The sequence below is a fragment of the Paenibacillus oryzisoli genome (assembly GCF_050467285.1).
In the GTDB taxonomy this organism is placed as follows: domain Bacteria; phylum Bacillota; class Bacilli; order Paenibacillales; family NBRC-103111; genus Paenibacillus_E; species Paenibacillus_E oryzisoli_A.
Genome location: NZ_JBCMUN010000012.1, coordinates 81,149 through 100,996 on the forward strand (window position 1 = coordinate 81,149; position 19,848 = coordinate 100,996).

Genomic DNA, 19,848 nt, shown 5'->3' on the forward strand with positions numbered 1-19,848 from the left:
CTGAGTATGCACATTTGGAACTATCGCCGTGCTCTGACACATATGCGGCACAAGCTGCGGGAAGGGGAGCTGCGCGTCGGCTTCCTCGGCGGCTCGATTACCGACGCGCTTCCCGGGCACAATTGGCCGGAGCCGGTGATGCGCTGGCTGGTCGCCCGATATCCCGAGGTTCGATTCCATGTAGAGAATGCCGCGATCAGCGCCACGGGGAGCGACCTCGCCGTCTTCCGCGCGGAGCGGGACATCATCGACCGCGCGTGCGATCTGGTGTTTGTGGAATACGCCGTCAACGACCGGGATGTGGATCCCGCAAGGCGTATCAAGGCGCGCGAAGGCTTGCTGCGCAAGCTGCTGGCGGACGGGACGCGGGAGGTGGTGCTTGTCTACACCTTCCATCAAACCTTGTACGCTGAGATGATGAGCGGCATCGTGCCGGATACGATTGCCGAGTTTGAACGGCTTGCCGAGCATTACGGCATCAGCTCGGTCTGGATGGGTGCCTACGCGCTGAATGAAGTCAAGCAAGGCTTCCTGCGCTGGGAAGAATGGCTGCCCGACGGGACGCATCCTACGCAGCGCGGAAGTCTCAGCTACGGACAAAGCGTGATCAAGCTGCTTGAACAGGAATTGCAGGAGGGCGGCGTTGGAGCGGCCGCTTCTTATGAGTTGCCCGAGCCTATCGATCCCGGGCATTGGGGCGGAGCGTACGTCCTTCCGTTGGAACGGATTCGGACGGAAGGGCCGTGGCTGATTCGCCGCTGGCCTAACGCGGCGTGGATCGACCGGGTCCTGGATACGGCCGCCGTCGGGGCCAGGCTTAGCCTCGATTTTGAAGGGAGCGGGCTCGTGCTGGCGTTTGATTACGGCAAATTGTCGGCGGAGTTTCGCTATCGGCTGGACGGGGGCGAGTGGGTGACAACGGACCGTCCGCGCCCTGATTGGTGCGGGAACGAGGGCTGGTTCAGGTCGGAGATTGTCGCCGAAGGCCTGCCCGCCGGTGCGCATGTGCTGGAGCTGGAAGTGATTCACGGGAATCGGCCCGGGGCGAAAGGGACCAATTTCAGATTGGCTTTCGCAGGGGTGATTGTTTGATCCTCTGAACCATGGGCCAATCCTGGTAAGAAGGCAGGAAGCAGATGACATTGCGTCGGCTGCTTTTTTTCTTTTGTGCGGTGGTGTTAGCAAATATTAGAACATTTTCGCAGGATCGCTGTATATTTTTCCTTGAAAGCGCTTGCTATACTGGGGTTGTTTCCCAACTAAGTTGCTCCGGAGGTGATCGGAAATTAAGGAGGGTAAGGGTTAAATGTAAGCGCTTTATATCATGAAGAAGAAAGGGGAATTTTATGACCAAAATGTTCAAGTGGACCGCCATGATGGTTTCTTTGATGCTTACGGTGCTTGTTGCTGTGAACGCGGTGTCGGTGCCCCGAGCGGCAGCGGCTGATGAGTTTGATGCCATGCGGGACAAATGGAAGGTGACGTTGACAGGGGGCACCGCGTATAACCAGCTTGATCCGGCGATTGCCCCTCAAATCACGGCGATTACGGACGAAGCTAATGCCAATTGGAGCACGATGGATAACACGCCGGGCACCTATTTATGGAGCGATCTTGCCGGTACTGCGGCTGCGGATGCCGCACAGCTTACAACGAACTACAATCGGATCAAGACGATGGCGCTCGCTTATGCGACCAAGGGATCTTCCCTGCAAAATGACGCGTCGCTGCGCTCTGATATTCTCATCGCGCTCGATTGGATGTATGCGAACCGCTACAACGAGACGAAGGCGAAAAATGGCAACTGGTGGGACTGGGAGATCGGCGTGCCGCTCGCGCTCAATGATATTGTGGTGCTGATGTACGATCAATTGAGCCCAACACAGATTACCAACTACATGAACGCTGTCGATCATTTTCAGCCTACGGTGACGATGACTGGAGCGAATCGCGTATGGGAATGTACCGTAATTGGCATTCGGGGGATTATTGTAAAAAGTTCCACCAAACTGATCACCGCGCGCGACGGTCTCAGCAATGTCTTTAATTACGTAACGAGCGGGGACGGCTTCTACAAAGACGGTTCGTTTATTCAACACGGGAACCATCCCTATAATGGCGGGTACGGCATCGGGCTTATGAAGGATCTGGCCGATTTACTGTATGTGCTGGACGATTCCACCTGGGAAGTCACGAATGTGGGGATTCAGAACGTGTACCGCTGGATTTACGATTCCTTTGAGCCTTTCATCTACAAGGGCGGCATGATGGATATGACCAGAGGCAGAGACGTTTCCCGCTACTACGATCAGGATCATGACAGCGGGGCCTCGATCATTGGGGCCATCATCCGCATTTCACAATTCGCGCCTGCCGCCGATGCCGCTGCGTTCCGCAGTATGGTCAAGAGCTGGATTACGGCGGATACGACGCATGATTATTTCACGCACACGTCGATTAATTTTATCGTACTCGCAAAAGAAATTGTGGCGAATGCCTCGCCGAGGGCGGAGCTGGTGAAGAACTATCAGTTCACCGGAATGGATCGCACCGTTCATTTGCGCCCTGGCTTCGGTTACGGCATCAGCATGCATTCAAGCCGCATCTTCAACTACGAATCCATCAACGGCGAGAATTTGAAGGGCTGGTATTTGGGAGACGGGGCAACGTACCTCTACAACAATGATCTTACCCAGTACACGGATTATTGGCCGACCGTGAATCCGTACCGGCTGCCGGGCACGACCGTCGATACGGTGACGAAAACAAATTCCAACGGCCACGATCAGCTCAGCAGCACGAATTGGGCCGGCGGCACGTCCATTCTGGATGCGTACGGTACGTCCGGGATGGAGCTGGATGCGGTCGGCAGTACTTTGACGGCGAAGAAAAGCTGGTTCATGTTTGACGACGAAATCGTCGCTTTGGGGGCAGGGATCACCAGTACAGACAATCGCACGATTGAGACGATTGTCGAGAACCGCAAGCTGAACAGCGGCGGCACCAATGCCTTTACAGTGAACGGCACGCTGAAATCGAATGCACTGGGCTTCTCCGAGTCGATGATGGGTGTGAACTGGGCGCATCTGGCCGGCAGTGTAACAGGCTCTGATATTGGCTACTACTTCCCGGGCGGCGCAGCGTTGAAAGGACTGACCGAAGCCAGAACAGGCAAATGGAGCAGCATCGACTCAAGAGCGTCGACGCCGACGACGGATGTCACGAGCAATTTTTTAACCATGTGGTTTGACCATGGCAGCAATCCGACGAACGGCACTTATGCTTATGTGACGCTTCCCAATAAAACGAGTGCGCAAGTCAGCAGCTACGCGAGCAATCCGAATGTGACGATTCTGGAGAACTCCGCCTCCGCTCAAGCAGTGAAGGAAAATACGCTAAATGTCATCGGGATGAATTTCTGGACGGATGCGTTGAAATGGGTGCAAGTGGGCGGCGCCAACTTTGTGTCCAGTAACAAGAAAGCGTCCGTGATGACCAGCGAAACGGCGAATGACATCGAAATTGCCGTCTCCGATCCGACGCAAGCGAACACAGGCGGCATCAACCTGGAAATTAACCGCAGCGCAACCAGTGCGCTTTCTGTCGACCCTGGCGTTACGGTTACGCAGTATGCACCGACGATTAAGCTGACGATCAATACAGCGGCAGCCAAAGGAAAAACGTTCAAAGCGAAGCTGAGCTATACCGCTCCGCCGCCAGGAGAAATTATCGTCGATAATACCTCCGCGGAATTGACCGGGACCTGGATATCTTCGACAGGACTTCCGAATTACTACGGTTCCGATTACGTCTATAATGGCGTGGGAACCGGTGCAGATAAAATGAAATGGCGTCCGACGATTCTAACCGAAGGCGACTACGATGTGTACTATCGGATTCCCGACGGCAATACGGGCCGTTCAACAAATGCTCCATTTACGGTGTACTACAGCGGGGGTTCGCAAGCATATGCAGTGAACGAGCAAGTGGTACCTGGCGGGCAGTGGATTAAGCTGGGCACCCACCATTTTGTCTCGGGGACGTCCGGGTATGTCGAATTGACGGACAATGCGAATGGCACGTACGTGAATGCGGACGCTGTGAAGTTTGTGTTGACGGCACCTTCCGAAATCATTGTGGATAACTCGGATGCAGAATTGTTCGGGACCTGGTTATTCTCGACCGGTTTACCGAACTATTACGGCTCGGATTATGTGTACAGCAACACAGGGACCGGTGCGGACAAAATCAGATGGAGACCGACGATTCCGGTCACGGGGGATTATCAGGTGTACTACCGGATTCCCGACGGAAACACAGCTCGCGCAACGAATGCGCCGTTCAAAGTCTACTACGATGGCGGCTCGCAGTTGTATACCGTGAACGAACAGACCGTTCCGGGAGGGATATGGATTTTGCTGGGGACGCACCATTTCCTTGCGGGCACAACCGGCTATGTCGAGCTGACGGACAATGCCAACGGAAACTATGTGAATGCGGATGCGATTAAGTTTGTAAGATAAAAGCGGGCGAGGCTGCTCCAGAAGCGAAAAGCTTCAGGGCAGCCTCTTTGCGCCACCTTGGATCATGTTTGGCGCCGAAATCATGGTTAGAGAGATAAAGAAGCGAGTCGTCGCGACCGCCGGATTGGACGGCTGAATAAAAATCAATAAGGAAGGAAAATGACTTTTTCCTCTTTACAAATAGAATTTACACGTGTAAATTATAAATATCAAGTGAAAAATTAAAGGAGTGTTGTACGATGACAGCGACTGCATTGAATTTGCCGGCACTAATTGAACAGTTTCATCGCGATGGGTATTTGGTCATTCCAGGGGTATTGTCAGAGGAGAAAGTGAATCGCTTGAACGCGGCGGTCGACCGGATTCTGGCGGGCGAGCCGGACGCGTTGGCGTACAACATTTACAACAGCGTAGAGCGCGATGACGAAATCGCTTCGCTGATCGACGAGCCGACGCTGCTGCCGCTCATGGTGGGGCTGCTTGGCTACAATATTCAACTGCACATCTCGCACCTTACCATTCGCAAGCCGAACCCAAGCGATGTGAAGACGGAGTCCCAGAGCTTCATCAACTGGCACCAAGATGGCCCGCACCCGCAATTTCCGAAGCAGAACGGTGTGACCTCGACATACTATATCAAGACGTGTTATATCCTGAGCGACATGTCGGAGCCGAATCGCGGCAATACCAAAATCATCCCAGGCTCTCACAACAAACCGTTTCATCCCGGCAACCAGGATGTGCGCGGTCTGGTAGAAGGGGAAGTGCAAGTGTGCGGTAAGCCGGGGGATGTGTTCATTTTCCCGCAAAATCTGTGGCACGCCGGTGCGCCGAACCATTCCGAGTTTACCCGTCGCCAGCTGTTCTTGGGCTATAGTCCCATCTGGATGCGGCCGATCGATTACCACCAAGCGTCGGAGCGTTTACTGGCCAGTGCGACGCCGTATCGCAAGCAGCTCCTTGGCAGCATCGACAGCAACCCGTTTAAATACTACGTGCCGAATGCGGAGATGGTGCCTTTGAAGGAGCTGGCTCAACCGGAGGGCGGCACAAGTGTGTACGAATAAAAAAGCGGAAGCGGAAAGAGGCGGAGATTTTGGAGTACTTGCAACAACTGGAAGGAAAAGTGGCTTTGGTTACGGGAGCATCTCGGGGACTGGGGAGCCACATTGCAGCGGCGCTGGCGGCAGCGGGGGCGCGCGTAGCAGTCAACTATGCCAATGCTGCGGCCGATGCGGAGGAAACGGTGAGGCTCATCACCGCTAACGGCGGTAAAGCCGTGGCCTTCCGTGCGAGCGTCACTGACCCGGGCGAGGTCGAGGGGCTGGTTGCCCGCGTAGAGGCGCATTTCGGGAGCGCGATTGATCTTGTTGTGAACAACGCGACAGGCCCGCAGCCGATGCTCACAATTGAGGACAGCACATGGGAGACGTATCAGGACCAGCTCGACTTCTTCGTCAAAGCGCCGCTGTTTCTGCTGAAAGCCGTACTTCCTGGCATGAAGCGCCAAGGTGAAGGCTGCATTGTCAACATCGGCAGCGAGGTGGTCCAGCTCGGCAACGCCAACTTCTCGAGCTACGTCACCGCCAAGTCGGCGATGATCGGCATGACCCGCTCGTGGGCGAGCGAGCTGGGCCCAAGCGGCATCCGGGTCAACCTCGTCGCCCCGGGCTGGATTCCTGTCGAGCGCCACGCGGGCGCCGACACTGGAGGCTACGCGGCGGGCGTCCCGCTCGGCCGCGTCGGCGAGCCGGCGGACATTGCCGCCGCCGTCGTGTTCTTGGCTTCCCCGGGCGCGAAGTTCATCACGGGGCAATGCCTGTCCGTGAACGGCGGCAACACGTTCGGGGTATAGGGTTTAAGGTTTTGCGGCTGACCGGTCTCCCCTTGGGGAGGCCGGTTTTTTTGGCGAGTGAAGGGAGAGAGCAGGTGCTCGCGGCAGGTCTAAGCCGCCCGCGAACAGATCATCCCGTTCGTTGGCCCGTGTAAACCTGGCGAACTGCCGGTATGCAGAGGCAGCCTCCTGGCCTGTACACGGCGTACCTTTGGCATCTCTCGGTATCCGTACGATGTATCTTTGTCGCTGTCCCAGTATGCTATCCGTACGACGAATCTTTGTCGCTGTCCCGGTATCCTATCCGTACGACGTACCTTTGGCGCTCTCCCTGTAACCCACGTCATACACCGGTACTTTTCCGGTATGTACACGTCATCTTTGGCATTCACCCGCCATACACTCCGCCATACACTCGCCGAACTCTCGCCGAACTCTCGCCGAACTCTCGCCATTCCTTCCAACATGCCCATCTGCGCTCAAGCGCTCTTCCTGCCCCTGCTTCGTCCCCCCACCTGCAAAAAGTACAGCTAATTTCCATCAAAACGGTCAATTCGCCGATGATCATGTAAAAACTACAGTAAAAACCCGGCAAAAAGCGCTTTTCCATTGGAAATGGGGGGAGTGCAGCGATTTACCTGTACAAAATACAAGATCCTGACTAAATCAGCCTATTTTTCGAAAATTAGCTGTAGGAAATGCAGGTTCCCGTAACTCACCTCCATGACAGATACATGCAGCGCCGCTTGTAAAGGGCCGCTCATCCAATAAGCAGTCTCATCGTCTCATCATCGAGTGCTGCCAGCGCGCGAATCCTGGTTGCTCGTTGCTTTGCAGGCACAGACGGCAGTGAGAATTACGCGAGAAGCATACCGGCTCAAGCCCCGCCAACCCCGCCAGCCTCCAAATAAGGCTCCACAATCTTTCTGACACGCTCTAGCCCGTCCCACATATTGCCCGGCCCGTCATAGATCAAGACGAAGGCGCCGTTGTACCCGCTGGCCTGCACGCTATTCAAGCATTGGCGCAGCTCAGCTTCGTCCGGTCGTCCGTTTTCGTCATAGTGGGGCTTGACGTGAACCGACTTACTGTATGGCGTCGTGGCGGCAATCTCTTCATATTTGAGCGGCCCGCGATAATTGCCGAAATCGGTAATCATCGCCACCTGGCCAGCTGTCTGCTCCATGACCTTCAAGCAATTCGCTCCGGTAGAGAGAAGCGATTTAAAGTTCTCGGTGACGACTTGGACGCCGGGGCGCTCTCCGTATTCGCCAAGCTCCCGCAGCAATTGGGCGGAAAGGCGCAGCGCAGCCTCATCGGAAGGCGCAGCTTCGCCGGCGATGATACGTATGCGTTTCGCCCCGCATTTAGCGGCAATGTCGATCCATTCCCGAAGGAAGGCAGTGTCTGCCTTACGGCGGCCTTCATCCCCATTCGTCAAATCGCCGTAATCGGCCAGAATGGTGTCCAGTGAAATTTGAGCTGCGGCAAAACGCTCGCGAAGCTCATGTAAATACGCGTCGCTCGTCGACGGAAAGTGAAAATGACAGATCTCTACAGCCTGGTAGCCTCTTCGCGCAGCTTCCACAGGAAGCTCCAGAAGCGACAGAAGCTGTGGCTGATCCTGCTCCTTCACTTCATGCAGGCGTGTCTCCGGATTCCATACGGTCCAGCGAAGGGGGCCAAGCAAACGATGCAGACTCCAGGTGCTGACGGATAAATAGGACATGGGCGCACTCCTTTACAAAATGGTCTTGATACAAGTATTTTACATGAATTGTTAGGACAAGGATAACACACAATCGTGGTGAGTTTATATTGGATTGAGCTACGCCTGTAATTCTCATTGTTTTCAATCCGGGGTTGGTGATAAAGTGGGTTCAGATGCACTTCTATAAAGGACTGTGATCCCATGAAAATCATCATTATTGAGGATGAATTGGAAATTCTGCAAGGTATGAAAGAAACAGTCATGGAAGCTGCCGCAGGGCGGTTGGACATTCTGACTGCGGCCAACGCGGAAGATGCGGAGGTGCTGATTCGTGCGCAGCGGCCGGACATTATAGTCTCCGATATTGTGCTGCCTCAGCAGTCTGGCATTGATCTGCTGCAAGCGATGCAGATGCCCGATTACACGCCTAAAATCATAATCGTAAGCGGTTACAGCGATTTTCAATACGCACAGCGCAGCATGCAGCTAGGGGCGATGGATTATTTGCTGAAGCCTTTTTCGAAGGAGGCGTTCTCCACCAAAATCCTCCACTTGCTGGACATGCTGGAGGATGAACGCAAACATCATCAAGAGCTCTCCGGGCAGTTGAAACAGGCCGAACTGGGCAAGAAGCTGCTCAAGGACAAATTCCTGCTCAGTCTGTGCATGACGCCGACGCTCCTGCAGGAGCACGTATTTCACCGGCTTCAGATGTGGGAGCTGACCTGGCTGGCCGATACGAATTTTACTGTCATTGCTCTGGATATTGTACGGCAGGACCGGCCCAACCCGCTGGACAGCCAGTCCGATCTGGAGACGTTCTCCGTGGGAAATATTACAGAGGAACTGCTTGAAGCCTATCAGCCATCAGCGTTGTTTAAAAATATCCATCACAACTGGATTCTCATTGTATCCAGCGACCTAACCGGGCCGGTAGTGGAAGCGATTGGGGCCAACGTAAGCAAGTATCAGTACTTAACTCTGGGCTTCGGCATCTCCCGGGAGCAGCATGCGTTTCAGGCGATTTCTACGGCGTACGGGCAGGCTCTCAAAGCGCTGAAGATGGCACTCATGACACCGGGCAGCTATGTGCATACGTATACGGAAGCGCTGTATGCGGACGATGAACCGAACCGCTTGTCCGCAGAGCTTGCGGCCGCCTGGATGATGGAGGGAGATCTGGAGCAAATCGATACGACCATCGACCTGCTAGTCCGCCACTATGCAGCAGCGCAGGAGGTGAAAGACTACCAGGACATTTCCAAGAAGTGTCTGGAGTGGATTTTAAGTTTGCATAGCACGCTTAGAGAGAAGTATGGCATTGGACTGAATCAGATTCCCATGGCGCTGTGGGAGGAACTGGAGCAGTGCGAACGGCTGGAACAGGTCAAAGAACGGATGCTGCACTATGTGACAGGGATCGCCAAGAAGGCGGCTGTCAGCCATTCGAATGCCATTATTGCGCAAGCCAAGCAGCTGCTAGAGAGGCAGTTTGCGCAAAATATTACGCTGCAAAGCATCGCGGATCAATTGCAAATTCATCCCGTATGGCTCAGCCAGCTCTTTAAGAAGGAAGCGGGGATTAACTTTCTGGACTACGTGACGGACCTGCGTGTGGAGCAATCCAAGAAGCTGCTTCGCGACAGCCAGATGAAGATTTATGAGATTGCGGAATCCGTTGGCTATCAGGATTTGCAGTATTTCGGAAAAGTGTTTAAAAAGCGGACAGGACAGACCCCGAAGGAGTTCCGATACGGAAAATGAATTTATTTCAAAAGCTGCTGCTGCCCTTAATGGCGGCGATTCTGATCCCTGTCGCGCTGCTCGGCTATTTGTCGTATGAGCGCTCCAAGATGCAAATTGAGGATGTCACTTCCGCCTTCCTGCAGGATAATTTGCAGCATAACACAGCGAAGATTAATGAGTTTCTGGCTGAGCTGGACACGGACGCTTTTCGCGTCATTGCTTCCTCCAAGCTGCAGACCATGCTGCAAGAGCCGCCGCCGCAGGATTTTTTTCAAGAGACGGAATTTATTAACGTCATGAAAGGAATTACGGAGGAACTGAAGGGGCCGTTTGAATTAATGATTTTGCCCAATCATGAGGAGAAATACCCCAATTACATGAACAGCTTCGCCGCATTTGGCCTGGATCTGAACACGGAATTGATTACCAAAGCGTACGAATTGGGAGGAAAGCCGTATTGGCTGGTGAAGGGCGACGACAACCATATTGCGACGAATTTGTACTACGTTCGAGGCATCCGGACGCTGACGGATTTTCAAAATGCCGGTGTCATGGTATTTAAAATTTCCAACGCCTGGATCGGCAAACAGTTGATTACGCCTTCGCAATATCCTCGTTTCCGTTTGCTGCTGACCGATCGCAATGCCAATATATTGACGTACAATCCGGCGGAGAAGTCCGGAAACAGCCTGCCTGCGCCTGCCTCCTTGGGACAGGGCAAGCGCAATTTTGAAACGGAAACGATTCAAGGCAAGCCCTATTATGTCGCTTCGCAAGCTATTGCCGACAGCGGGAAAGAATTGTGGAATCTGGTGGCGACGATACCGGTCTCCGATCTGACCGTCCGGCTGAATGCGATCAAAGCGTTCACGTTCTGGCTGTTTGTCATCAGTCTGCTGGTGATGTTCATCCTGCTCTTTGTCATCGTCCGCCAGTTCACCTCGCCGATTCAGCAGGTAGTTCGCCACATGCGCCAGGTGCAGCTTGGACGGCTCGTCTATTTCATGAAATTCGGAGCGCGGAAGGACGAAATCGGGCAGATGGTGCGGGGATTTAACGCCATGATTCACGGGATGGAGACGTTGCTCGAAACGACGCGTGCCAGCGAATCGGAGAAGCAGAAGCTCCAGCAGCGGATGTTAATTAACCAGATTAATCCTCATTTTCTGTATAACACGCTTGATGCCATCAAGTGGAAAGCGGAATCCGCGCAGGAAGCGAGCATTGCGGAAATGGTGACGACCCTGGCGGACATGCTGCGGTTCAGCATCAATGACGGCGAAGAATGGACGACCATTGAACGCGAGCTGGAGCATGTGCGCAACTACGTCACGATTGAGCTGCTGCGCAACAATCACGCTTTTCAAGTGCTGTTCCATGTACAGCCCTCACTGCTGCAGATGAGGATCTTAAAGCTGCTTATTCAGCCCCTGATGGAGAATGCGGTTCGGCACGGCATGAACAAGCTGACGGAACGGAAGGGCAAAATCCTGCTGACCATCTACCAGGAAGATCAGGACATGGTCATTCTTGTGGAAGATAACGGAAACGGCTGCGAGCCTGAGGGGTTGACGGCGTATAAATCCGTCTCTTCCGTCCCAGGAGCGGAAGGAGGCATTGGCCTCTACAACGTGCACCGGAGGCTGCAGCTGCACTATAGCCATGCGTACGGCGTAGAGGTGGAAAATGTAGCGCCGTATGGGTTCAAGGCTTCGCTGCGGTATCCGATCCAAACGTCCGGCGAAGTCCAATGAGGAATTCAGTCAAAAGCAAGGGAAGCTGCCTTGCTTTTTTGCCGTGAAGACAAGCCGCAGACTGCCTTAATAATGACCTAGTTTTCTTTAATTCTGACCTGTTACCCCCTGTGCCCCAACCCGGTATGATTAAACTATTCCGAGGAACACATCAGACAGAAGGGAGGAACACAGGGATGCAGCGCACCTATGCACTCACAAGGAAGCTTAAATTAATATGGTCGTTCCGCGTACTCTACGCGATGCTGCTTCCGGGCTTGGTGTATTACGCCGTGTATCGCTACAGTCCAATGTTCGGCGCGATCATTGCGTTTAAAAACTATAATATTATGCTGGGGGTGTTCGACAGCCCATGGGCGGATCCATGGTATGCGCATTTCAAAACGTTTTACGACTCATCTTACTTTTTCCCCTTATTAAGAAATACCTTTCTCATCAGTATCTATAAGCTGCTGTTTGGCATGATTCCGGGCATTCTCCTCGCGACACTGCTCAGCGAAGTCAGGCTGCGCTTCTTCAAACGATTTGTGCAGACAGTTACGTATTTGCCTCATTTTCTCTCTTGGATCATCATTTATGGCATTGCAGCCGCCTTCCTCTCGGAAGCGGACGGTTTAATCAATTTATGGGTCAAGGGCCTGGGCGGGGATGCGATTTCCTTCCTGACCTCGACGGCTTGGTTCCGCAGTATCCTGGTCGCCTCGGACGTGTGGAAAGACATCGGCTGGACGGCGATTATTTATCTGGCGGCTATTACCAGCATCGACCCGACGCTGTATGAAGCGGCCCGCATGGATGGAGCGGGCAGGGCTCGCATGATTTGGCACGTGACGTTTCCAGGCATTCGTCATGTGATCATTCTGCTGCTGATTCTCAAGCTTGGCCAAATCCTCGATGCCGGCTTCGATCAAATTTATATTATGTACAATGTCCAGGTTTACGAAGTGGCCGACATCATTGACACGTGGGTGTTCCGCACCGGTTTGGAAGAGCTGAACTTCAGCCTCGCTGCGGCTGTCGGATTGTTTAAATCTGTCGTGGGCTTCGCCCTTGTCATCACCGCCAATCGGATCGCTAAAAAATGGGGGGAAGGCGTATGGTAAAAAGCAAGCAGGAAGTGTGGTTTGATATTGGGGTTTACGCAATTCTAACGCTGCTGGCGTTGTCGGTGATCTTTCCGCTGCTGTATGTTGTATCGGTCTCACTGACGCCTTTGGCCGAGGTGTTGCGAAATGGCGGGTTTGTCGTATTCCCCAAAAAGCTGACACTGGACGCCTACGCTGCTTTCATTCACGATCCGACGATTCCTAGAGCGTACGGTGTGACCATTTTCATCACGGTGGTCGGGACGCTGCTGAATCTATTGGTAACGACGATGATGGCCTATCCTTTGAGCAAAAGCCGGCTGCCCGGCAGAAACATCCTGCTGTTCCTGGTCGCGTTCACCTTATTGTTCAATGGCGGCGTTGTGCCGACCTATCTGGTCGTCAAGGCAACGGGACTTATCAATTCCCTCTGGTCATTGATCGTGCCAAGTCTGGTCTGGTCGTTCAATCTGCTGATTATGAAAACTTTTTTTGAAAATCTCCCGGACAGCCTGGATGAAGCGGCCCGCATTGACGGCGCAGGCGAATTGCGCATTCTCAGCCAAATCGTGCTCCCGCTCTCCCTGCCGATTATGGCGACCATCGGTCTGTTCTATGCCGTGGGACATTGGAACGAATTTTTCCAAGCGATTATGTATGTCAACGATACCAGCAAGTTTCCGCTGCAAGTTGTGCTCAAGACTATCCTGATTAACTCCATGCTGCCGCCGATGGACATTACGAGCGTGCTGCCGACGCAATCGCTGCAAATGGCCGCCGTCGTCCTCTCGGCACTTCCGATCATCGTGGTGTATCCGTTTATCCAGAAATATTTTACCCAAGGCGTATTGCTCGGGGGTATTAAGGGTTAGCCAGATTCAGAATAAATATCGAGAGGGGATCACCTGAAATGAAAAAAATGCTTGCTGCAACCCTATCCACCGCATTGCTTGGCAGTATCCTGCTGGCGGGGTGCGCCGCCAAGACCGACAAGACGCCGGAGGCGTCAGCCAGCGCACCTGGCACGGCCACATCTAGCGGCCCGGTGAAAATCAACTTGTTCATCAGCGGCTCGAACTATCCCGGCATGGCGGATGATTTTATCCTGAGCAAATTGAACAAAGATCTCAACATGGATTTGCAATTCAATGTCGGTGCAACAGATTACGATCAGCAATTGAATGTGAAAATTGCAGGCGGCTCGGCGCCGGATATTTTCTCGGTCTCCAAGGTGCAGCTTGCGAATTATGTCAAACAGGGCATTCTGCTCGACTTGACGCCTTATATGGATAAAATGCCGAACATCAAAGCGAAGCTTAAGGATGTGGATCTAAATAAAGGCAAAGTGGACGGCAAGCAGTATGCCATCGCCAAACGCGCCTATCTGCCGATGTCCAGCTACTGGATCCGGCAGGATTGGCTGGATAAGCTCGGCCTCCAGGCGCCGAAAAACCTGGACGAGTTAAAAGCGGTGGCGAAGGCGTTTACGGAGAAGGACCCGGACGGCAATGGCAAAAAAGACACGTACGGGATTACAGGTATCGGCATCGGCACGCCGGATGCGGTGAACACGCCGAGCACGTTCGATCCGGTTTTCTCCGCATTCGGTGTCGCTTCCCCGGGCCAATTCATGATCAAGGACAACAAGGTCGTGTACTCCACGGTGCAGCCAGAGACGAAGCAAGCGCTGACTTACATTAAGGATTTGATCAGCGAGGGCTTGGTCGATCCGGAGTTCATGACGAACAAAGGGCTCAAGCATCAGGAGAAAGCGTTTAAAGGGCAAGCCGGCATCCTTTACATTAACTGGGGCGAGATGACGAAGGAAGACTACATCGCGCAGTACAAGAGCGTAAATCCTGCTGCAAATTGGGTGCAGATGGACGCGTTGAGCGGCCCAGGGGGCAAATATCAAGGCTATTTTGATATCAGCGCGACGGGCGGACGGTTTGCTGTTTCCAAGGAAGCGGCCAAAGATCCAGCCAAGCTGAATAAAATTTTGGAATATTTTAACTATATTGCGGATGGTCCTGGGTATTTGACGACGATGTATGGCATTGAAGGCACGCATTACAAAATGGAGAACGGCATTCCGGTTGTCACCGACAGCTCCAAAACGGGCTTTGCCTTTAATCATCAGTTGACGGGCCGCGATGAGAAAAATTATTTGAAAGCCAAATTTACGAAGCAGCTTCCTTACATTGATTTCGCCGAAAAGCAGCCGCGTATTGAAACGTATACGGAGATGATTCCGAATCCGGAGGGCGTATCGGTCAGCGACAAGAATCGTTTTGAGAGCGAAGAGATTACGAAGTTTATTTTTGGCAAAAATTCGTTGGACAATTTCGATGCTTTTACGAAAGCGCTGGAGACGAACTATCAGCTGTCCAAATATGTGGAGCAAGGCACGCTGGTGCTGAAACCGCTCGGTTATATCAAATAGGATACCGGACAAGAAGCGTGAGGGTTGGAGCAAGGCTGCGAGAGCTTTCGCTTCAACCCTTTTATTGTAGAGAGAGGGAGAAGATGAGAGATGAATACACGTGGGTTTATTCGGGAAGAGGCGAAATCGGTTCCCGTCATCTATGAGGCGGATATTTGTGTGCTCGGCGGCAGCTGTACAGGCGTTTTCGCTGCGGTGCGGGCAGCCAGGCTCGGCGCGAGCGTCGTGATCGTCGAGAAACAGAACAGCTTCGGCGGCGTTGCGACGTCGGGACTGGTGAACATCTGGCACAGCTTGTACGATACGACGTTTGAGCAGCCGATTATCGGCGGCCTTACGGCTGAGACTGTAGCGCGATTGACGAAGCGCGGGGCGGTAGCTGAAGAGAAGAAGAGCCATTCTGTCGGGTATGTGCTGAATACGGAAGAGCTGAAGATCGAGCTGGATGAACTGGTTACGGAAGCGGGTGTACAGCCTTTTCTGCATACGATGTTCGTCGCGCCTGTTCTGGAGGAAGGGCAGCTGACTGCCATCATCGTGGAGAACAAGTCCGGTCGCGGGGCGATCAAAGCCGGTATGTTCATTGACGCGACGGGCGACGGCGATCTGTGCGCACGGTTGCAGCTGCCACTCACGAACGGTGATCGGCGTCAGCCGCCGACGACCTGCGCCAAGATTGGCGGATGGGGTTCGGGCAGCGGCTTTGACGACGTGACGGGCTTCAACTCGCTGCAGGGGCTCGACTTGAATCAGGCGCTGTTGCAGCATAAGGCGGAATTCGATTTGCCGGAAGGCTTCGGCTGGGGACGTTTCGTGCCGGGCTCGAAAGACGTGTATATGTACGCCGGCACCAGGGTCTACCATGCCGACTGCCAGGATGGGCTTTCTCTGACGCAGAGCGAGATTGAAGGAAGACGCCAGGTCAGAGCCATCATGGATATGGTGCGCAAGTACGGGCCGGATAATCAATTGACGCTGCTTTCCTTGCCGTCTTATATCGGCATCCGGGAGACCCGGCATATCCACTGCGCGTATCGGCTGACCGGGACAGACGTGCTCCATGGTGTTCGTTTTGATGACGCGATTGCCAACGGCAGCTATCGGGTTGATATTCATCATGCGGATAAGCCGGGCATTACCTTCCAATATTTGAACGGAGAGCAGGCCTACGTGCGTCCAGGCTATCCAGTGGAGGTCGGCAGATGGCGGGAGGAATGGGCCGAAGATCCGACGTTCTATCAGATTCCTTACCGCTGCCTGATTCCGGGCACATATACAAATCTGCTGGTCTGCGGCCGCATGATCGACGTAGATCCTGTCGCTTACGGCGCTGTCCGCGTCATGGTGAATATGAATCAGACCGGCGAAGCAGCGGGGGTAGCGGCCTATTTGGCGCTTCGTGCGGAGCAGGGGGTAAGTGACGTGGATCCGCAGGAGCTTCGCGCTGTGCTGCGAGAGGGGGGATCTATCATTTTGTAGGAAGAGTCACGGGTAAGTTGATAAGAAGAGAGGAGATGCTCCATGGGTAAAGGAAAAGGACGAAGGGCAGGCTACGTGTGCTTGATGATGCTGATGGTCGTTGCGCTGATCGGCGGGTTTGCGCCGCAACATGTGCAAGCCTCGGATGAATTCGACGGCTTGCGTGCCAAATGGCGGGAGATGCTGACAGGCGGAACTGCCTATGATCCGGCAGATGGCGCCATTTCGCCGGCAATTGCCGCCATTTCAGCGAAAGCGAAGACGAACTGGGAAAGCATGAACAAGACACCGGCAGAGCCGAATAATTTCTTGTGGAACGACTTGACGGCAGGCACTCGCACCTCCAGCCAAGTGACCGCCGGATTCCGGCGGATTAAAGAAATTGCGCTGGCGACCCAGACTTATGGTTCTGTGTACTATGGCAACACCGCCATGATCGCGGATGTCATCATGGCCCTGGATTGGATGAACGCCAATCGTTACAATTCAACCAAAGCTTCCTACGACAACTGGTGGGATTGGCAGATCGGCGCACCGACCGCGCTGAACGATACCGTTATTCTCATGTACGACTACCTGACGCCAACACAGATTACAAATTATATGGACGCTATTAATAAATACGTGCCATCGGTGAATAAAGGGGGAGCCAATCTATCCTGGCAAGCGGTCGTTGTTGCCCTGCGCGCGGTCATTGTCAAGGATAGCACGAAGCTTACGGCTGCGCGGGATGCCTTAACGACGCTGTTTCCCAATGTCGTTTCTGGCGACGGCTTCTACGCGGACGGATCGTTTATCCAGCATACCTATTATGCTTACACCGGTGGATACGGGGCGAATCTGCTTGTGGATACGGCGAACCTGATGTATCTGCTGAAGGGCTCGACCTGGGAGATTACGAATGTTAACCAGTCCAATGTGTATCAATGGATATACAAATCGTATCAACCCTTCTTATATAAAGGCGCGATGATGGATATGGTCCGCGGCAGAGAGATTGTCAGGTATACCTCGCAAGATCGGGATGCCGGCCATTTCATCATGCAAGGTGTAATCCGCTTGTCCCAGATCGCACCGACGGCGGATGCGCTGGCCTTCAAGCAGATGATTAAGGCCTGGATTGGCGCAGAGACGGGCGGTACGACGAACACCTTTTACACGGACGCGCCGATTAACCTGATTCTCCTTGCGAAAGCAATCATGAATGATGCGGGGATCACGGCTGCCAGCGAACTCGGGAAATATGCGCAATTCCCCGCTATGGCACGCGCGGTTCAGCTTCGTCCTGGCTTCGGCTTCGGGATATCGATGTTCTCGCCGAAGATCCTGAATTATGAAGCGGCAAATAGCGAGAACGCCAAAGGCTGGTATACGGGGCTGGGGATGACATATCTCTATAACAACGACTTGAACCAGTACGCCGAGGACTTCTGGCCGACCGTCGACTTGTACCGGTTGGCCGGCACGACAGTTACGACCGGTACCTATGTGGGTAGCCAGTTTAACACGAAGAATTGGGTGGGCGGAACCGATCTGCTGGGTCTGTATGGTACGACAGGCATGGAAATGAATGTGACCGCCACTACGACGGGCGCACCGGGTGTGACCAGTACGCTGGCGGCGAAAAAATCCTGGTTCCTGTTCGACAATGAAATCGTCGCACTCGGCGCCGGGATCACAAGTACGGACGCCAAAGCAGTCGAAACGATCGTGGAGAACCGCAAGCTGAACAGTGCAGGCAACAATGCGCTGACCGTTAACGGCACGGTGCAATCCGCCAGCCTGGGCTGGTCGCAAACGTTGGCCTCCGTGAACACCATTCATCTGGCCGGGAATACGTCCGGTGCGGACATCGGGTACTTCTTCCCGACAGCGCCAACCGTTCAGGCGAAGCGCGAGGCCAGAACCGGCAACTGGAAGCAAATCAAAACGACGGGGATCACCTCCGGTACCAATATTACGAGAAATTATTTGTCCCTTGCGCTGAATCACGGGGGCAATGCGAGCAACCAATCGTATCAGTATGTCATCCTTCCTGGTAAAACAAGCGCCGAGCTGACCAGCTACGCCAGCACCCCGGATATCACGGTGTTGGCGAATACCGCTGACGTCCAGGCTGTGAAAGAGACGACGTTGAATGTCATCGGCGCCAACTTCTGGAACGATGCGGTAACGACGGTGGATTTCATCACCTCGAACAAAAAAGCGTCCGTGATGACCAAGGAAACGGCCAGTGAACTGGAAATTTCCGTTTCCGATCCGACCCAGGCGAATACGGGCACCATTCAGCTCGAATTGGATCGAGCGGCCTCCGGTACCATCTCGGCGGATGCCGGTGTGACCGTGACACAGCTCAGTCCGACGATTAAACTTAGCGTCAACGTCAATGCCGCCAAAGGGAAGTCATTCAAAGCGAAACTCGCGCTGACTCCGGCAGCGACGACCGTCATCGTAGATAACGCCGATACCAGCGGCGTCACGCGTGTGGGCGGATGGGCCATCGGCACGAGTTTGACCAACAAATACGGTGTCGATTACATTCACGACGGCAACGTCAGCCATGGCTTGAAGAGCGTCACCATGACCCCGACGCTAACCGCAGCCGGGACCTACAAGGTGTACATGTGGTGGCCTTCGCACGCGAATCGGGCCACGAATGCCCAAGTGGACATCGTCCATCAAGGCATCACCAGCACCGTCACCGTCAACGAGCAGGAACTGGGCGGACAGTGGAACCTGCTGGGGACGTACGATTTTGCCGCGGGGACTGGCGGGTATGTGAAGATCCGCAATGACGGAGCGAACGGGTACGTCACCGTCGATGCCGTTAAGTTTGAGCCTGTGCCGTGAGGAGCAGGTGGGAAGGAAGTGTGAAAGAGGCCTGCGGGCCTCTTTTTGCGTAGGGGGGAGGGCTGCGGTGAGAGCGGGTGAGTTGGTGGGAGTGGGTGAGGGCGGGGGCGAGCAGGTGAGATTAAGCGTGAGGCATTCTCCACTACGGCTGTCTTGCGCTTAACCTGGCATAGGAGGCGTGCGCGGTGCCAGTCGTCCACCGTTTAGCCCTCGCCGCCGCCCATCTGTACGCTACGCATCAAATGAACTGGAAATTCTCCCGTTTATTTTTGCGTTTTTGCCCAAATTGGGGTGTTCAACTGGAATTCCTCCAGTCTATGTGGCCTTGCATGGGGAATTTGCTTCAAATGGCTGAAATGAACTGGAGCTTTTCCAGTTCAGTGAGCATGGAAGCCATTTTTAGAAGAAATAAACTGGAGGTTT

The 19,848-nt window shown here is 53.9% G+C and carries 12 protein-coding genes; 11 read left to right on the forward strand and 1 reads right to left on the reverse strand.

Annotated features, from left to right (window positions below):
* The first annotated feature begins 6 nt into the window (after window positions 1–6).
* The 4 genes from ABE504_RS20895 (at window position 7) to ABE504_RS20910 (ending at window position 6,378) form a co-directional block, all read left to right on the forward strand.
* Window positions 7–1,092: an SGNH/GDSL hydrolase family protein gene (locus tag ABE504_RS20895; protein WP_430092245.1), complete on the forward strand. Its 1,086-nt coding sequence runs from the start codon at window positions 7–9 to the stop codon at window positions 1,090–1,092.
* Between the two features lie 254 nt (window positions 1,093–1,346).
* Window positions 1,347–4,523, forward strand: coding sequence for a polysaccharide lyase family 8 super-sandwich domain-containing protein (locus tag ABE504_RS20900; RefSeq protein ID WP_430092247.1), 3,177 nt, complete (start codon window positions 1,347–1,349; stop codon window positions 4,521–4,523).
* Window positions 4,524–4,762: 239 nt separating this feature from the next.
* The gene (locus ABE504_RS20905; protein ID WP_430092249.1) at window positions 4,763–5,590 is read left to right on the forward strand and encodes a phytanoyl-CoA dioxygenase family protein; all 828 of its coding nucleotides are present in this window, start codon (window positions 4,763–4,765) and stop codon (window positions 5,588–5,590) included.
* Window positions 5,591–5,619: 29 nt separating this feature from the next.
* Window positions 5,620–6,378 carry an SDR family oxidoreductase gene (locus tag ABE504_RS20910; RefSeq protein ID WP_430092251.1) on the forward strand — a complete coding sequence of 253 codons (759 nt, stop codon included), beginning with the start codon at window positions 5,620–5,622 and terminating at the stop codon, window positions 6,376–6,378.
* An 856-nt stretch (window positions 6,379–7,234) separates the two neighbouring features.
* Here ABE504_RS20910 and ABE504_RS20915 read toward each other — a convergent pair.
* A complete protein-coding gene (locus tag ABE504_RS20915) occupies window positions 7,235–8,086 on the reverse strand; it encodes a sugar phosphate isomerase/epimerase family protein (RefSeq protein WP_430092253.1) in 852 nt (283 codons plus the stop codon).
* Window positions 8,087–8,269: 183 nt separating this feature from the next.
* Here ABE504_RS20915 and ABE504_RS20920 point away from each other — a divergent pair, with 183 nt between their 5' ends.
* The 7 genes from ABE504_RS20920 to ABE504_RS20950 all read left to right on the forward strand — a co-directional run bounded on the left by ABE504_RS20920 (window position 8,270) and on the right by ABE504_RS20950 (window position 19,425).
* The gene (locus ABE504_RS20920; RefSeq protein ID WP_430092255.1) at window positions 8,270–9,832 is read left to right on the forward strand and encodes a response regulator; all 1,563 of its coding nucleotides are present in this window, start codon (window positions 8,270–8,272) and stop codon (window positions 9,830–9,832) included.
* Entirely contained in the window at window positions 9,829–11,568 is a 1,740-nt protein-coding gene (locus ABE504_RS20925) for a sensor histidine kinase (protein ID WP_430092257.1), read from the forward strand. The genes ABE504_RS20920 and ABE504_RS20925 overlap by 4 nt, the downstream gene beginning before the upstream one ends.
* A 176-nt stretch (window positions 11,569–11,744) precedes the next feature.
* On the forward strand, window positions 11,745–12,671 hold the full coding sequence (locus ABE504_RS20930; protein ID WP_430092259.1) for an ABC transporter permease: 927 nt from the start codon (window positions 11,745–11,747) through the stop codon (window positions 12,669–12,671).
* Window positions 12,665–13,525: a carbohydrate ABC transporter permease gene (locus tag ABE504_RS20935; protein WP_430092261.1), complete on the forward strand. Its 861-nt coding sequence runs from the start codon at window positions 12,665–12,667 to the stop codon at window positions 13,523–13,525. Before ABE504_RS20930 ends, ABE504_RS20935 begins: the two co-directional genes overlap by 7 nt.
* 38 nt (window positions 13,526–13,563) lie before the next feature.
* Window positions 13,564–15,096, forward strand: coding sequence for an extracellular solute-binding protein (locus ABE504_RS20940; protein ID WP_430092263.1), 1,533 nt, complete (start codon window positions 13,564–13,566; stop codon window positions 15,094–15,096).
* Window positions 15,097–15,186: 90 nt separating this feature from the next.
* Window positions 15,187–16,575, forward strand: coding sequence for an FAD-dependent oxidoreductase (locus tag ABE504_RS20945; protein ID WP_430092265.1), 1,389 nt, complete (start codon window positions 15,187–15,189; stop codon window positions 16,573–16,575).
* A 42-nt stretch (window positions 16,576–16,617) separates the two neighbouring features.
* Window positions 16,618–19,425 carry a polysaccharide lyase family 8 super-sandwich domain-containing protein gene (locus ABE504_RS20950; protein WP_430092267.1) on the forward strand — a complete coding sequence of 936 codons (2,808 nt, stop codon included), beginning with the start codon at window positions 16,618–16,620 and terminating at the stop codon, window positions 19,423–19,425.
* Window positions 19,426–19,848: the final 423 nt, after the last annotated feature.

Excerpts from the sequence above, each read along its gene's own strand:
- ABE504_RS20895 (WP_430092245.1), top strand. The coding sequence starts at position 7 with ATGCACATTTGGAACTATCGCCGTGCTCTGACACATATGCGGCACAAG.
- ABE504_RS20900 (WP_430092247.1), top strand. The coding sequence starts at position 1,347 with ATGACCAAAATGTTCAAGTGGACCGCCATGATGGTTTCTTTGATGCTT.
- ABE504_RS20905 (WP_430092249.1), top strand. The coding sequence starts at position 4,763 with ATGACAGCGACTGCATTGAATTTGCCGGCACTAATTGAACAGTTTCAT.
- ABE504_RS20915 (WP_430092253.1), bottom strand. The coding sequence starts at position 8,086 with ATGTCCTATTTATCCGTCAGCACCTGGAGTCTGCATCGTTTGCTTGGC.
- ABE504_RS20920 (WP_430092255.1), top strand. The coding sequence starts at position 8,270 with ATGAAAATCATCATTATTGAGGATGAATTGGAAATTCTGCAAGGTATG.
- ABE504_RS20925 (WP_430092257.1), top strand. The coding sequence starts at position 9,829 with ATGAATTTATTTCAAAAGCTGCTGCTGCCCTTAATGGCGGCGATTCTG.
- ABE504_RS20930 (WP_430092259.1), top strand. The coding sequence starts at position 11,745 with ATGCAGCGCACCTATGCACTCACAAGGAAGCTTAAATTAATATGGTCG.
- ABE504_RS20935 (WP_430092261.1), top strand. The coding sequence starts at position 12,665 with ATGGTAAAAAGCAAGCAGGAAGTGTGGTTTGATATTGGGGTTTACGCA.
- ABE504_RS20940 (WP_430092263.1), top strand. The coding sequence starts at position 13,564 with ATGAAAAAAATGCTTGCTGCAACCCTATCCACCGCATTGCTTGGCAGT.
- ABE504_RS20945 (WP_430092265.1), top strand. The coding sequence starts at position 15,187 with ATGAATACACGTGGGTTTATTCGGGAAGAGGCGAAATCGGTTCCCGTC.
- ABE504_RS20950 (WP_430092267.1), top strand. The coding sequence starts at position 16,618 with ATGGGTAAAGGAAAAGGACGAAGGGCAGGCTACGTGTGCTTGATGATG.